This is a genomic window from Vicingus serpentipes, assembly GCF_007993035.1.
In the GTDB taxonomy this organism is placed as follows: Bacteria; Bacteroidota; Bacteroidia; order Flavobacteriales_E; family Vicingaceae; genus Vicingus; species Vicingus serpentipes.
On sequence record NZ_VOOS01000005.1, the window covers coordinates 120,729 to 134,186 of the forward strand.

Annotated in this window: 13 protein-coding genes; 10 read left to right on the forward strand and 3 right to left on the reverse strand. The window is 31.2% G+C overall.

The genetic code is table 11. The features are described 5' to 3' along the window. The first annotated feature begins 8 nt into the window (after positions 1-8). Genes trpC through aroF form a run of 5 tightly spaced genes read left to right on the forward strand, consistent with a single transcriptional unit; the run spans position 9 to position 4,342 of the window. On the forward strand, positions 9-812 hold the full coding sequence (trpC, locus tag FRY74_RS10940; protein ID WP_147101512.1) for an indole-3-glycerol phosphate synthase TrpC: 804 nt from the start codon (positions 9-11) through the stop codon (positions 810-812). Positions 813-822: 10 nt separating this feature from the next. Beyond that, entirely contained in the window at positions 823-1,413 is a 591-nt protein-coding gene (locus tag FRY74_RS10945; protein ID WP_223265871.1) for a phosphoribosylanthranilate isomerase, read from the forward strand. Further along, positions 1,397-2,581, forward strand: a complete 1,185-nt coding sequence (gene trpB / locus FRY74_RS10950; RefSeq protein WP_147101517.1) for a tryptophan synthase subunit beta — start codon at positions 1,397-1,399, stop codon at positions 2,579-2,581. Before FRY74_RS10945 ends, trpB begins: the two co-directional genes overlap by 17 nt. Continuing rightward, on the forward strand, positions 2,574-3,344 hold the full coding sequence (gene trpA / locus FRY74_RS10955; protein ID WP_147101520.1) for a tryptophan synthase subunit alpha: 771 nt from the start codon (positions 2,574-2,576) through the stop codon (positions 3,342-3,344). Before trpB ends, trpA begins: the two co-directional genes overlap by 8 nt. After that, on the forward strand, positions 3,341-4,342 hold the full coding sequence (gene aroF, locus FRY74_RS10960) for a 3-deoxy-7-phosphoheptulonate synthase (protein ID WP_147101523.1): 1,002 nt from the start codon (positions 3,341-3,343) through the stop codon (positions 4,340-4,342). The genes trpA and aroF overlap by 4 nt, the downstream gene beginning before the upstream one ends. Before the next feature lie 54 nt (positions 4,343-4,396). Here aroF and FRY74_RS10965 read toward each other — a convergent pair whose 3' ends face one another. Then, a complete protein-coding gene (locus FRY74_RS10965; protein ID WP_170228014.1) occupies positions 4,397-6,109 on the reverse strand; it encodes a T9SS type A sorting domain-containing protein in 1,713 nt (570 codons plus the stop codon). A gap of 239 nt (positions 6,110-6,348) precedes the next feature. Here FRY74_RS10965 and FRY74_RS10970 point away from each other — a divergent pair, with 239 nt between their 5' ends. From FRY74_RS10970 to FRY74_RS12920, 4 genes are all read left to right on the forward strand, one after another. Next, positions 6,349-6,768 (forward strand): cyclic nucleotide-binding domain-containing protein, encoded by a 420-nt coding sequence (locus FRY74_RS10970; protein ID WP_147101528.1) that lies wholly within the window; start codon positions 6,349-6,351, stop codon positions 6,766-6,768. A gap of 228 nt (positions 6,769-6,996) precedes the next feature. Then, the gene (locus FRY74_RS10975) at positions 6,997-7,731 is read left to right on the forward strand and encodes a hypothetical protein (protein ID WP_147101530.1); all 735 of its coding nucleotides are present in this window, start codon (positions 6,997-6,999) and stop codon (positions 7,729-7,731) included. A 39-nt stretch (positions 7,732-7,770) separates the two neighbouring features. Next, complete coding sequence (locus FRY74_RS10980) at positions 7,771-9,672, forward strand: YgiQ family radical SAM protein (RefSeq protein ID WP_147101724.1); 1,902 nt, start codon at positions 7,771-7,773, stop codon at positions 9,670-9,672. Beyond that, entirely contained in the window at positions 9,672-9,842 is a 171-nt protein-coding gene (locus tag FRY74_RS12920; protein ID WP_170228015.1) for a hypothetical protein, read from the forward strand. Before FRY74_RS10980 ends, FRY74_RS12920 begins: the two co-directional genes overlap by 1 nt. On the opposite strand, the gene FRY74_RS10985 is transcribed toward FRY74_RS12920, so the two are convergent. Both FRY74_RS10985 and FRY74_RS10990 read right to left on the reverse strand, forming a co-directional pair. Next, complete coding sequence (locus FRY74_RS10985; RefSeq protein WP_147101533.1) at positions 9,839-10,774, reverse strand: PorP/SprF family type IX secretion system membrane protein; 936 nt, start codon at positions 10,772-10,774, stop codon at positions 9,839-9,841. The two genes, FRY74_RS12920 and FRY74_RS10985, sit on opposite strands and share 4 nt — an antisense overlap. 2 nt (positions 10,775-10,776) lie before the next feature. Further along, positions 10,777-11,613: a gliding motility-associated C-terminal domain-containing protein gene (locus tag FRY74_RS10990; RefSeq protein ID WP_147101536.1), complete on the reverse strand. Its 837-nt coding sequence runs from the start codon at positions 11,611-11,613 to the stop codon at positions 10,777-10,779. A 135-nt stretch (positions 11,614-11,748) separates the two neighbouring features. Between FRY74_RS10990 and FRY74_RS10995 the strand changes: the two genes are divergently transcribed. Further along, positions 11,749-13,428: an AAA family ATPase gene (locus FRY74_RS10995; protein WP_147101539.1), complete on the forward strand. Its 1,680-nt coding sequence runs from the start codon at positions 11,749-11,751 to the stop codon at positions 13,426-13,428. Positions 13,429-13,458 lie beyond the last annotated feature (30 nt).

Here is a 13,458-nt window from a genome sequence, read left to right on the forward strand (position 1 = left end):
CAAGAAAAATGACAATATTAGACGAAATAATTGCCTTCAAAAGAAAAGAAATTGAACAAAGGGCATCAACTCATCCAATAAAATTATTGGAACAAAGTATTTATTTTAATTCCGATTGTGTGTCCTTAAAAAAATACATTTTAAGAGATGATAAATCTGGAATTATTGCGGAGTTTAAACGCAAATCTCCTTCAAAAGGAAATATTAACGCTTATGCTGATGTAGAAAAAGTAACCATTGGTTATATGCAAGCTGGCGCTTCTGCTTTATCAGTTTTAACCGACAATCATTTTTTTGGTGGAAAGAATAGCGATTTAATTACTGCCCGTAAATTTAATTTTTGTCCTATTTTAAGAAAAGATTTTACTATTTCAGAATACCAAATTATTGAAGCAAAATCTATCGGTGCAGATGCTATTTTATTAATAGCAGCTGTATTGACTAAAGAAGAAATAACCCGGTTTTCAAAGCTAGCTTTTCAACTTGGAATGGAAATTTTATTGGAAATTCACACCCAAGAAGAATTAGATAAATACATTCCTGAAATAAGCTTAGTGGGTATTAATAATCGAAACCTTAAAACCTTTGAAGTAGATTATGAAAACTCTATCCGACTAGCAAATCAATTACCTGAAAACACAGTTAAAATCGCAGAAAGCGGAATTAATAATCCAAAAAAAATTATGGATTTAAAAGCTCATGGTTTTGATGGTTTTTTGATTGGCGAAAATTTCATGAAAACTGCCGAACCAGAAATAACAGCCAAAAAATTTATTGAACAAATAAACCTAACTCGAAATGTTATTGCTTAAAGTGTGCGGGATGAAAGACAATTCTAATATAGCTGAGTTAATTCAACTCCAGCCAGACTTTATTGGCTTTATTTTTCATGAAAAATCTCCACGAAATGTTGTTGATCATATTGAAGTTAATTTCCCTTCCAACATAAAAAAAGTAGGTGTTTTTGTAAATGAAAGCGAAGAATTTATTCATTCAAAAATTATAAGTTTCAAACTTAATAGTGCTCAACTTCATGGAAATGAATCACCTGAATTTTGCCAAAAAATAAAGGATTTGGGTGTTGATATTATTAAAGCATTTAACATTCATCCTGAGTTCGATTTTAAACAATTAAAAGCTTATGAACCTTATTGTGACTATTTTTTATTCGATGCGTTTGGAAAAAAAGCTGGAGGAAATGGAATAGTTTTTAACTGGGAGTTATTAAATCAATATTCAGAAAACATTCCTTTTTTATTGAGCGGAGGAATAGATGAAACAATGGTTGATCAAATTAAAATATTTAAGCACTCTCAATTTGTAGGAATTGACATTAACAGCAAATTTGAAACAGCTAATTGTTATAAAAATATAACTAACATAAAATTATTTAAAGATGAATTATTCAGTTGATAAGGATGGATTTTATGGAGATTTTGGTGGTGCATTTATACCTGAAATGCTTTACCTTAATGTTAAAAAATTAAAGGATTGTTATTTAGACATTATTGAATCTAAAGAATTTAAAGATGAATATAAATCACTTTTAAAAGATTATGTTGGAAGACCAACTCCACTTTATTATGCAAAGCGATTATCCGAAAAATACAATTCCAATATTTACCTAAAACGTGAAGACTTAAATCATACGGGAGCACATAAAGTAAACAATACTGTTGGTCAAATTTTATTGGCAAAAAAAATGGGTAAAACCAGAATAATAGCAGAAACAGGAGCTGGCCAACATGGCGTTGCAACCGCTACAGTTTGTGCATTAATGGATATGCCTTGTATAGTTTACATGGGAGAAATTGACATTAAACGACAAGCACCAAATGTGGCAAGAATGAAAATGTTAGGAGCCGAAGTTAGGGCTGCAAAATCAGGTAGTAAAACATTAAAAGATGCAACAAACGAAGCTATTCGTGATTGGATAGCAAATCCAAAAGACACTTATTATTTGATTGGTTCTGTTGTTGGGCCACACCCATATCCAGATATGGTGGCTAGGTTTCAGTCAATAATTTCTGAAGAAATGCAATTCCAGTTGAAAGAAAAAACGGGTAGAAATTACCCCGACAAAGTAATTGCATGTGTTGGTGGAGGAAGTAATGCTGCTGGTGCTTTTTATCACTTTTTAGACAATGAAAAAGTTGAACTAATTGCAGTTGAAGCTGATGGCTTAGGAGTTTTAACTGGAGAGACAGCTGCAACCACACAAATTGGGACTGAAGGAATAATACATGGAAGTAAAACTTTATTAATGCAAAACTCAGAAGGACAAATAACAGAACCTTATTCTATTTCAGCTGGATTGGATTATCCTGGCGTAGGTCCTTTACATGCACATTTATTTAAAAGTGGAAGAGGCACTTTTTTAGGCGCGACTGATAAAGAAGCTTTAGAGGCAGCATTTGAGTTAACTAAATTAGAAGGAATTATTCCAGCACTGGAATCCTCCCACGCATTGGCTGTGTTAAACAAATTAGATTTAAAACCTAACGAAAATGTAGTTATTAACCTTTCTGGAAGGGGAGATAAAGACATGGAAACTTACATGAAAATAATGGACAATGAGTAACAGATTAGAAAATACATTTAAAGAAAAACAGAACATTTTAAATGTCTATATAACGGCTGGATTCCCATGTTTAAATGATACCGTTGATATTGTTAAAGAATTAGTTAGCAGTGGTGTAGACATGGTCGAAATAGGGATGCCTTTTTCTGACCCTTTAGCAGATGGCCCAACAATACAATATAGTAGTGAGATTGCTATTGAAAATGGAATTACATTAGAATTGATTTTTAAACAAGTTGAAGAAATTAGAAGATCTGTTCAAATTCCAATTATTTTGATGGGTTATTACAATCAAATGCTTCAATATGGAGTTGAACAATTTGTAAAAAAAGCAACTCAAGTGGGAGTTGATGGCTTAATCATTCCAGATATGCCCTTAAATATTTATCAGCAAGAATATAAAAAGCTATTTGAAAAATATGATATAAAAATGAGCTTTTTGATAACTCCACAAACAGCTGATGAGCGAATTATAGAAATTGCTAAAGAGAGCTCTGCTTTTTTATATGTTGTTTCTTCTTATGCAATTACTGGGGGTAAATCAGAGATTCAAAATTATCAAACAGAATATTTTAAAAAAATAGCCGCTTTAAATATTACTACTCCAAAACTAATTGGCTTTGGAATTAGCAATGCAGAAACTTTTGAACAGGCTTGTACATATGCAGATGGAGCCATTATTGGAAGTGCCTTTATTAAAGCGTTAACTGACAGTGAAAATATAAAAGAAACTATTAAACAATTTATTACTTCAATAAAATGATAATTCAATTATCCGATACTATTACCTCATTGCAAAAAGATGCATTACTAAATTCTTTAAGCGGCCTAAATATTAAATCTAATGAGGTTAAAACACAATTTAAAAACTATATCATTGGTATTCCAAAAGTTGATTTTGACATAAGAACAATCGGAAATCTAGATGGAATAGAAGATATTCATCGTGTTTCTGATGCTTATAAATTAGTATCTAAAAAATGGAAAATCAACAGAACAATAATTGATTTAGGAGATGATGTAACTATAGGAGGAAATGAGTTAGCAATAATGGCTGGTCCTTGCTCTATAGAAAATGAAGCTCAAATTGAAAATACTGTTCAACACCTATTAAAAAACAATATTAAAATAATGCGCGGTGGAGTTTATAAGCCTCGTAGTTCTCCTTATGCTTTTAGAGGCTTAGGAATGGATGGATTAAAATTATTTTATAAACATTGTAAAGAAAATGGTATTAAAGTAATTACTGAAGTAATGCAAGTCTCTCAAGTTGAAGAAATGTTAGATTATGTAGATGTCTTTCAAGTTGGAGCAAGAAACTCTCAAAATTTTAACTTATTAGATGTATTAGGCGAAGTAGACAAGCCCGTTTTAATAAAAAGAGGAATGTCAGGCACCATTGAAGAATTGTTAGCATCGGCTGAGTATGTTTTTTCAAATGGTAATGAAAAACTATTATTGTGCGAAAGAGGAATTCGAACTTATGAAAATGCCTACAGAAACACATTAGATTTAAATGCCATTCCTATTTTAAAAGAGAAAAGCCATTTACCTGTAATTGTTGATCCTTCTCATGGTATTGGATTAAGACAACATGTAGCAACTATGGCTTTGGCAGGAGTTGTTGCTGGTGCCGATGGAATTATTATAGAGGTTCATGAACAACCAGAAAATGCATTTAGCGATGGTCAACAAACCTTATATTATGAACAAGCAGAAGAATTATATAGAAAAGCTAAAGTTTTATTTCAAAATATTTAATAAAAAAAGGGCTTGCAGTTTGCAAGCCCTTTAACAGTTATCAATAACCTACCTTTACTGTTTAATTAACTGTATTGTTTTTATATCTTCAATGTTATTAATGAAAGTTACATTATAATAACCGTTAGATAAATTTTGAATATTTAATTGGTTATCATTAACACTATAATTATTAGATTGAATCAATCTACCTGAAACATCTGTTATAGAAATATTGTAATTATTTAAATTAATTCCTTTAATATTAACTAATCCATTTGTTGGGTTTGGGAAATAATCAATACTTACATTTTCAATTTCATTAATTGAAGTTGGGAATACTGGAGGTAAAGGGATTAATGCACCTCCTGTTGGTAATGCAACATATAATCCAAATGCTTCTCCATTACTATTGTTTGCCGGATTTAAAAACCCTGATGCTACAACTACTAATGCTGCTCCATCTAAACTTAATGTTGATAATGGTGCTGAATACGTTGCAACTGTTACTGCTCCTGTTTCATCTCTTACTTCTAATGTATAATCTGCCGTTGGTAACTCTAAGTAACCTGTACTATTAAATTCTCCGTATGACATATCATCTACAATTATTCCAGCTCCTACTCCTGTTTCATAAACATCTACTGTTGGTGCGTCTGTAGCTCCGTGGTGTACCAATACATCAGTATTATTTGGGTTTGTTGCTGACTCTCTTCCCATTCCATAAACTGCTAAACCAAATGGCTGAGCTGGCGAATAGCCTGTTGAACTTACAATTCCATCTGCAACCACTACATAAGTTTCGTTTGTAGTTAATACTACAGGAAAGTTTGCAACAGTATCTAATACAGAACTACTTGATCCTGGTGCAATTCCTACATTTAATGTTACTCCAGCTGGAACATATTCAAAAGCAGTAGCTGCTCTAAATGGAACATCGTTATGAAGTAAAGCTCCATTTACATATATATCAACAGGGTCTGCTATAGCATCTGCTGAATTATGTATAATCTGTAATCTCGCTGTTGTGGAAGCCACGGCAGGCAATGGAATTAATGCACCTCCTGTTGGTAATGCAACATATAATCCAAAAGCTTCTCCATTACTATTGTTTGCCGGATTTAAAAACCCTGATGCTACAACTACTAATGCTGCTCCATCTAAACTTAATGTTGATAATGGTGCTGAATACGTTGCAACTGTTACTGCTCCTGTTTCATCTCTTACTTCTAATGTATAATCTGCCGTTGGTAACTCTAAGTAACCTGTACTATTAAATTCTCCGTATGACATATCATCTACAATTATTCCAGCTCCTACTCCTGTTTCATAAACATCTACTGTTGGTGCGTCTGTAGCTCCGTGGTGAACCAATACATCTGTATTATTTGGGTTTGTTGCTGACTCTCTTCCCATTCCATAAACTGCTAAACCAAATGGCTGAGCTGGCGAATAGCCTGTTGAACTTACAATTCCATCTGCTACAACTACATAAGTTTCGTTTGCAGTTAATACTACAGGAAAGTTTGCAACAGTATCTAATACAGAACTACTTGCTCCTGGTGCAATTCCTACATTTAATGTTACTCCAGCTGGAACATTCTCAAAAGCAGTAGCTGCTCTGAATGGAACATCGTTATGAAGTAAAACTCCATTTACATATATATCAACAGGGTCTGCTATAGCATCTGCTGAATTATGTATAATCTGTAATCTCGCTGTTTGTGAAAATGCAATAGAAGGTATTAAAAAGACTCCTAGTGCTAATTTGTAAACTAATTTTTTCATGATATTATATTTTTTGTTTAACATTTTTTCTACAATATTAAACAAAATAAATACATATTGTTTACTTTTTTTTATTTTTTGTTAAACAAAATATTTGTGTAAAATATTACATTATAATTAAAGTCTTTATTATTGGGACTATAGAAAGAATAATATTTTTAAAATGTAAAAATTCACCTTATCAATTTTAATATGATGTAAGTCATTTTATTGGGGCTTCTAATCCTTTAATTTAGCTAATGTTATTCCAAGAAATGCAAGAAAATATTTCAAATAGTAAGTTACCTCTAGATTTAATTGAAAAAATAAAATCAATTTCTTCTGGTTTTTTTAACTTAAATAAAAATGAACTTTTATTTAAAGAAGGTGATATTACAAAGTATATTTATTTTATTGAAAAAGGAGATGTTGCTCTAAAAAAAATAAAAAATAAAAGTGAAATTGATTTCTTGCACCTTTCTAACAACGAACTAATTGGGATTGATAGTGTTTATATTGAAGGGTACTGTAATTATTCTGCATTTACATCAACATCCACAAGAGGACTTAAAATATTAATCACCGATTTTATAGAACTTATAACCGAACACAAAGTTGCTTCTTTAGAGCTTATGAAATATCTTTCTTCTATTTTAAACAGAATAGAGAACAACATTTAATTTGCCATAACAATTTATAGCCAAATAAGAATCCACAATCATAAAATAATCAGTTTATTATTCTGAAAATTTTTATTTTCGCCATTTAATGAAACATTTATTCCTTTTTGTAAGTAAAAACATATAACAACTTACCAAACTAGTTTGTTTTAGTCAAATACCCATTAAGCCCTAACTTATAAGGGTTTAAGAAAACTATACTTAATTATTAACTAAAACTAATTAGCCATGAAACCACTTATTAAATATCTCGTAATAGCCTTAGGTTTTTTAACTGCTTCAAATAGCAATGGCTTTAACCCCAATTTACCTAAAGGCATAGTTTACCAAATTTCATTAAATAGTAATGATCTTGAAAAATCTCAAACTGTTATTACAGAATATCATTATTTAACTCATATTATAAGTAACAACTCATCAACTTATATTTTTGGCAAATTTCAACACTTTTCTGAAGTTGATTCAATTCAAAATTTATTAAATAATATAGGCTGTAACACAAGTATAATAGCTTACCAAAACCAAATTGAAATTCCTTTAGCAGAAGCAATTTCGATTCAATATAAAAATGATATGCTTACAGAGGAAGCTTCAAACCAAAGAAAAGGCAGTAAAAAGATAACCGTAAAAGAGGTGAATTACCTTTTAGATGTTCAAAAATCTGGCTTAAAACATTATTATGCTTTGGCAATCCCCGTAAATTCTATAGAAACAGTAGATAAGCTTTTAGAACAAATTGATAATGAACAAATAATTGAAATTAGTACTTCAGACGATATCTATTCTATAGGACGATATGAAAAATTTGAAGATGTATTAAATGCTCGTAAAAACTTTATTGATGGCGACATTAACGATGTATTTATTATGGCTCAAATTACAGACGAAAGAATAGAAGTTGACGAAACTGACAACTTTGCTATTGTCATTCAGAATTTAGTAAATGACTTAGCCGACAACTAAAACTCAACAACCTGTTAAATGAATACTTACTTTTGCAATATGCAAAATGAGTATTCACTTACAGATTGGCTTCCTACAACTAAAAAAGAAGTTGAATTAAGGGGCTGGGACAACTTAGACATTATATTATTTAGTGGTGATGCTTATGTTGATCATCCTGCCTTTGGTAGTGCTGTAATTGGAAGAATAATTGAAAGCATGGGGCTCAAAATAGCCATTGTTCCTCAGCCAAACTGGAAAGATGATTTACGTGATTTTAAAAAATTAGGAACTCCTAATTTATTTTTTGGTATTACCGCAGGTTGTATGGATCCAATGATTAATCACTACACTGCTAATAAAAGATTACGTTCAGATGATGCTTATACTCCTGGAGGGAAAGCTGGTTTTAGACCTGATTACGCCACAGTAGTTTATTCCAATATTTTAAAAGATTTATTTCCAGAAACACCTATAGTTATTGGTGGAATTGAAGCTTCCCTAAGAAGGGTTACCCATTATGATTATTGGAGTGATGAATTAAGGCCTTCTGTTTTACATCAAGCAAAAGCTGACTTATTGATTTATGGAATGGGCGAACAACCAATTCGTGAGGTAATAACATTACTTCAAAAAGGCGTACCATTTTCGTCGTTAACTACAATAAAGCAAACCGCTTTTTTAATTGACAAAAATGATGAATTACCTAAAAACAAACAGTGGGAAGATAAAGAACTAGCTTCACATGAAGCTTGTCTAAAAGATAAAAAAACTTTTGCCTCTAATTTTAAACACATTGAGCAAGAATCAAACAAGCTATACGCTAACAGACTAACTCAAACCATAGGGAATAAAAAATTAGTGATCAATCCTCCTTTTTCTACAATGACCGAGAAGGAAATTGATGCTTCTTTTGATTTACCTTACACACGTCTTCCACACCCAAAATACAATAAAAGAGGACCAATTCCTGCTTTTGAAATGATTAAATTTTCCATTAACATTCATAGAGGATGCTTTGGAGGTTGTAGCTTTTGTACGATATCTGCTCACCAAGGAAAATTTATTGCAAGCCGATCAAAAGAATCGATTTTAAAAGAAGTTGAAAAAGTTACTACAATGCCTGATTTTAAAGGTTATTTAAGCGACTTAGGAGGCCCTTCAGCTAACATGTACAAAATGAAGGGCAAGGTTCAAGAAATCTGTGATAAATGTGTAAGCCCATCTTGTATTTCGCCTAGTATTTGCCATAATTTAGATACTTCTCACAAGCCTCTAACCGATATTTATAAATCTGTAACAGACAACCCTAAAATAAAAAAAGCATTTATTGGAAGTGGAATCCGTTACGATATGTTGGTGCCTGAGTTTAATAAAAATGCTGACCCAGAAGATATAGAACATTATACCGAACAAGTTGTTAAGTATCATGTTTCTGGAAGATTAAAAGTTGCTCCAGAGCACACTTCTGATGATGTTTTAAAAATAATGAGGAAGCCCTCTTTTAAGAACTTTCATTTATTTAAAAAGACTTTTGATCGAATAAATAAAAAACTTGATTTAAATCAAAAATTAATACCCTATTTTATTTCGAGTCATCCAGCTTGTGAATTAAAAGATATGGCAAATTTGGCTGCCGAAACTAAAGATATGGGGTTTCAGTTAGAACAGGTAAATGATTTTACCCCAACCCCAATGACTGTAGCTACTGTTATTTATTATTCAGGCTATCACCCATACACACTAAAACCAGTTAAAACACCTAAAACGGAACAAGATAAAAAAGATCAAAACAGGTTTTTCTTTTGGTATAAAAAAGAAAATCAAGGTTGGATTAGAAATGTTCTTAGCGGAAGAGGAGAAAATGAATTGTTAAGCAAGCTTACACTAAACAATAAAAAAACTACGAATAGCCCTTCAAATAAAAAATTTGTACCACATCATGCTAAAAGAAAAAAATAATGGAAAAAATTAAAACTTGGATAATGCTTGGTGATTTATTTATTGATGAAAGTAATATTCGATCAGTAAGAAAAAACGGTAAACAAACTATAATTGAACGAATTCAAGGAGAACCAATAGCCACAAATATTGATTACGATAAAGTCAAATTACTTATCAAAGAAATTTAATTGTATGCCGGACAATAGTGGGAATCTTTTCCACTACCACTACCTACACCATTTTCTGGACATCTACTAAAACTTATCATTATTTCGTGAGTATAATTACCCATTATTTTGTTTAAAGGATAATCGAAAGCATATCCTAATGAAACAGAAGCAAGTAATTTAAGCTTTAACTGAGCACTTACAGCTTCACCTGTTCGGTAACCTAAGCCAATTCCAAAATCACCTCTATAATCCCAATTTAAATTCATATCTAAAACTGGAGGAGCAGTCATATTTGTTTTTAATAATACTGATTTAAATAAAGTCCACTTCCCTGCAGGTGATTTATGCCCCCAGCCAAACATGTACTGATTTACTTGTTTATTTTCATCCCCTCCAAGTCCCATATTTTTAAAATACAATTGATTAATAGAAAAACTATAATAGACTTTATTGCTATATAGAAGTAATCCAGGCATAATATCTGGATATTTCAATTCTGAGCCATCTGAATTTGCTAAAACTGGATCTGGATTATTTGGTCCAATTGCAGTATTTAAAGCATATTGTTGAATCCCAGCATATACTCCTAAGCCGGCAGTAAATTTACTTGACAATTTTTTATGGTAAGCGTATCCTAATTTCACATAGGTCCTCGTAGTAATATGTAATTCATCTTGTTCAATGTACAATCCTAGACCGTGTTTACCTTTATTTTGAAAATTTTTAGACCCAAATGTTTTTTGAATACTTGCAAAAGATGTACGAGGAGCTCCTTCAAAACCTACCCATTGCATTCTTGTTCCAGCTTTAAATGACAAACACTTAGTTGTTCCTATAAATGCAGGGTTATAACTCATATTATTAAATGAATACTGGGTATATTGAACATTTTGTTGAGCCTGAGCAAAACATCCTAAAACAATAAATATTATAAATAACCCTTTTTTCATTATCACCTTAAAATAGAGACTGGTCCCTTAAACACTTGTCTATCTTGTTTGTCAAATTCCAACTCAATAACATAATAAAAAGTAGAAACCGCTAGATTTCCTCCAATATATTTGGCATCCCAACCATCAACATTATCATAACCTTCTTTATAATAGACGCGTTGACCCCATCTATCAAAAATATAAACCTTATTTTTAGGATAGTCTTTTATATTTTGTATAAACCACGTATCATTGAATCCGTCATCGTTTGGAGTAAATATCTGTGAGGGAATAATAGGGTCACATTCTTTTGTCGTCATACTCATCCATGTAGTATCAACACATCCTTCACCATCAGTTACAACAAGAGGATAAGTACTAATAGGTAAGTCTGAGTAGTAATTACTCTGGGCTAAATCTTCTTCAGCGGTATGCAAATAATAAGTGAAAGGTTCAGTACCTCCAGAAATATCTATGATTGAAATATCGTTTACTGGTTGATTACATTCTGTAGGTTCAGGGGAAACATAATCAACTTGGATATCAACATTCAATAAATATTTAATATTAGAAGCATTATTTTGAGGACAACCTGTTGTTGTCTCCATATAAAGATTAATTTGACCAACATTAGTTGATGAAAAAGTTGAGTCAAAACTAACCGTATCTCCATTAAATGTCCAAATGTATTGAGGGTTCACAACTCCAATAGAAGGCTCTGCTTTAAAATTAACAAGCGTATTTTTACAAACAGGAATCTGCTTATCTGAAATAACCTGAACACTTAAAGGGCATTGGGCACCAGCATTAAGAATAGTTATAAAAATAAAAATGTAAAAAAATATTCTTTTTAACATGTTCCAAATTTACACTTTTTTACCACTTTTAGTTTTTTGTTGTATTTTATGTCTTTAGAGCACTTTAAAGTTTAAACTGAACTAACATAATCAAACTAGATTAGCTAATTTTAGGTTTTTACTAATTACTCATCAATGCTTCAAGAAAAAGCCCTTGCAATATTAAAGTCTGGACAAAATGTTTTTCTTACAGGTTCTGCAGGGACTGGTAAAACCTACGTATTGAACCAATACATTGAATTTTTAAAAGAAAGAAAAATTACAGTTGCTATTACTGCATCTACAGGTATTGCTGCAACACATATGAATGGAATGACAATACATTCTTGGGCAGGAATTGGAGTAAAAGAGCACCTTACTAATGGTAATTTAGTAAGTATGAAATCTAAAAAATACTTAAAGGATCATCTAGAGAAAGTAAAGGTTTTAATTATTGATGAAATTTCAATGTTGCATAAAAACCAACTTAATTTAGTTGATACTGTTTTAAAGTATTTTAAAAATAATACCGAACCTTTTGGCGGAATTCAAGTGGTTTTGTGTGGTGACTTTTTTCAGCTACCTCCAATAGGAAATCAAGGAGAATTAAGTAGAGATAAATTTGCTTTTATGTCAGAAGCATGGGTAAACGCAAAACTCTCTATCTGCTATTTAACTAAACAATTTAGGCAAAGTGATAATGATTTAAATGAAATTTTAAACGAAATAAGAACCGGAGAAATTTCTTCACCTAGCTATATGAAGTTAAAAAATGCAGCAAATAATAACTTAACTGACAAGGAACCTACAAAATTATACACCCACAATTATGATGTAGATACAATTAACTCAGAACATTTAGCAACACTAAATAGTTTACCTAAAAAGTACAACGCCAATACCAAAGGAAATCCAAAGCTTATTGAAACTTTAAAGAATTCCGTTTTAGCAAGCGAAAAATTAGAACTAAAAATTGGAGCTAAAGTTATGTTTGTTAAAAATAACAATGAAAAAGGCTATGTAAATGGTTCTTTAGGTAATGTTATTGGCTTTAATGACAAAGGATTCCCTTCAATAAAATTGTTAACAGGTAAAACTATAACTACAGAAAAAGAAGAGTGGTCTATTAATGATGATTCTGGCAAAACATTAGCCACTTATAATCAAATTCCTTTAAGGTTAGCATGGGCAATAACAGTTCATAAATGCCAAGGAATGACATTAGATTCTGCTGAAATTGATCTTTCTAAAACCTTTGAAAGAGGCCAAGGGTATGTAGCTCTTTCTAGATTAAAAAATATTGAAAATTTAAAATTGATAGGATTAAATGAAATGGCTTTGAAAGTAGACAACTTAGCTGCTAAAGCAGATATACGTTTTCAAGAACTTTCATCTAATATTGATGAAAAATTGACTTTTGAAGAGCTAGATATTCTTGCAACAACATTTATTAGGGATAATGGAGGATTACTTGACAAAAAAGAAATTGAAAAAAATAAAAAGAAATTAAAAGAAAAGACAACTAAAAAAGATACTACATACGGAACAACATTAGCCTATTTAAAGCAAAAAAAATCTATAGAACGAATTGCAGAAGAAAGAGGTCTTAGTGTTGGGACAATTGCGAGTCATCTTATTAAAATTTGTAAAGATTACCCAAAAGAAGATTTATCTTTTTACAAACCTAAGTTAGGTATTATGCGAAAGGTAGAAAAAGCATACAATAACCAACCAAAAGGCAAACCTATTAGCTTAAAAGTAATTTTTGAGGAATTAGACAGGAAAGTTGATTACGAAGATATAAAGCTAGCTATAGCATTTATTAGTAAAAATTAACTCTACAAATCACTTATAAAAAAAGCCCCT